A 2320-nucleotide genomic window follows, 5' to 3' on the forward strand; every position below is an offset into this window, starting at 1 on the left:
ACCATCGGTGCAAGCATACCGCCGATACGTCCGCAGGCACCTGCCCACCCGGTACCAGAACCGCGGGCTTCCGTCGGATACATTTCCGGTGTATCGGTATACATCAGGCCCCAAGCTCCCAAATTAAAGAAAGACATCAGACAACCCCAAAGCAGAATTTCCGTCCAGGTTCCGGCGTTGCCAAACATATAGGCAGTCCCGGCGCATAGAATAAGGAAAGCGGACAAGGTCGGCTTTCTGCCGATTTTATCAACCAGTGCTGCTGCCGTAAAGTATCCGGGAATCTGAGCTACCGTCATCCACAGCACAAACTCAAAGGACTGTACCATGCTGTGGCCCGCTTTGACCAGCAAAGTCGGCAGCCATAAAAAGATTCCATAATAAGAAAATACCAGACCGAACCATAAAATCCAAAGGCAAACCGTTTTTTTCAGATAAATACCGGTAAACAACTTGCCGAAAGTAAACGTAGATTTTGGTCCTACAACCATATCAGCTTCAGTAGGCGGTGCACCGCAGGAAACTCCTACAGAACGTTCCACATTACATACAAGTTCGTGAGCTTCCTCCAAACGCCCTTTTTTCACCAAATACAACACTGATTCCGGCACGACTTTCCATAAATAAAATGCCCAAATTACAGGAAACGCCCCGATGTAAAAAGCAACTTGCCAGCCATACTTGGGAATGACCAAATACGAAATGATGGCAGCCACCAACCAGCCAAGCGCCCAGGAGCTTTCCAGCAAAACAATCATTCTGCCGCGATATTTAGTCGGTGAATATTCACTCATCAGCGTCACTGCTACCGGCACCTGTCCGCCAAGGCCAAAACCGACAATAAACCGGAACACAAGCAAGGATTCATAACTCCAGGCAAAACCGCAGGCTCCGGTTCCAAAGCCGTAAATAAACAAAGTTGCGATTAATAATTTTTTTCGTCCCATGTAATCGGATAAGGTGCCCGCCAAAGCAGCCCCCACAGCCATACCAATCAAACCTGCACTGCCGATCATGCCGATCTGTGCCGGGCTCAGCTTCCACAGTCCCATTAGTTTAGGCAGAACAAACGAGACAATTCCTGTATCCATTGCATCAAAAGCCCAGCCAACTGCTATCATAGCCAACAATCTCCAGTGCCATCTCCCCAATGGCAAATCACCCAACCGTTGCGCAATACTCGCCATATCCTTCTCCTACCTCTCATTCATTTTAAATAAATTGTATTCCCAGTCAATTCGATATTACTGCCGCTCCTCCGAACTTTCGGTTTTAAAAGCCCCCTCTCCGCTGCTTACTGTAAAGCATCAGAATCGTCTGCAAACAAGCGCTCTTCTTCCCGACAAAAGTTTTTATTCCTCACCTCCTTTTAATGCAAGATGCATGCCAACATGAACAAGCCTTGTGTTAACTCCTTTTACCGCTGCCTATTCTTCCATTCTTGAAATAATTGTCTATAAAGGTGTAGTTTTTCCATTTCACAATCGAAATTATCTTTCACTTGTGAAATAAAAAAGAAGCTTACGGTATTGTTGCAATCCGTTAAGCTCCTTTGCTTAAAATGATTTTCAAAAAATCATGCGATCTTATTTTTTTCAAATGCTGCCCTGCTGCCGTTTATTCTCCTCTGGTATCAGGAAAGAAACACTACTCCTGCACCAGATATTCATTTTCCAGCTGGCGGATTTCCGGCAGCCCGATCAAATCATTAAACTGACTGAAGGAAATCATATCTTTCATAGAATTCTGCGTCGTCCCCTGCTCTTTCAATTCACGCATCAAATTGAAAACGGCCTGGGCTGTTATATAGGTTGACGCAGTAGGGAAAATAACGATATGATAACCGATCTTTTCCAGCTCAGTTGCTGCTAAAAGGGGAGTTCGTCCCCCCTCTACCATATTAGCCAAAACCGGAACGTTAAAGCTGGATGTGATCTGCTTCATTTCGTCAATACCTTCCGGAGATTCAATAAACAGAACATCGGCACCGGCCGCTTCATAAGCTTTTCCCCGGCGGATCGCTTCCTCAATTCCCCAGTTCGTTCTGGCATCGGTACGGGCCAAAATGACAAAATCAGGATCTTTCCGGGCAGCCGCAGCCGCCTTGATTTTACCAACCATTTCTTCCATAGGGATAACCTGCCGTCCCGTCATGTGACCGCATTTTTTCGGTGCAACCTGGTCTTCCAGTTGAATCGCTGCCGCACCGGCGGACTCATAAGTCCGCACCGTCCGCATCACATTCACCGCATTGCCGAATCCCGTATCTCCGTCGGCAATCACAGGAATATCCACAGCCGCAACGAAATTGCGCACCCGG

At 47.0% G+C, this 2320-nt stretch carries 2 protein-coding genes; both read right to left on the reverse strand.

Annotated elements, in window-relative coordinates:
* Nucleotides 1-1187: MFS transporter (locus tag ABFC84_01535; GenBank protein ID MEN6411427.1), on the reverse strand; the 1187-nt coding region annotated here is incomplete at its 3' end.
* A 460-nt stretch (nucleotides 1188-1647) separates the two neighbouring features.
* A partial coding sequence (locus ABFC84_01540; protein MEN6411428.1) for an oxaloacetate decarboxylase occupies nucleotides 1648-2320 on the reverse strand: 673 nt, incomplete at its 5' end.

The organism is Veillonellales bacterium (genome assembly GCA_039680175.1).
Lineage (GTDB): Bacteria > Bacillota > Negativicutes > JAAYSF01 > JAAYSF01 > JBDKTO01.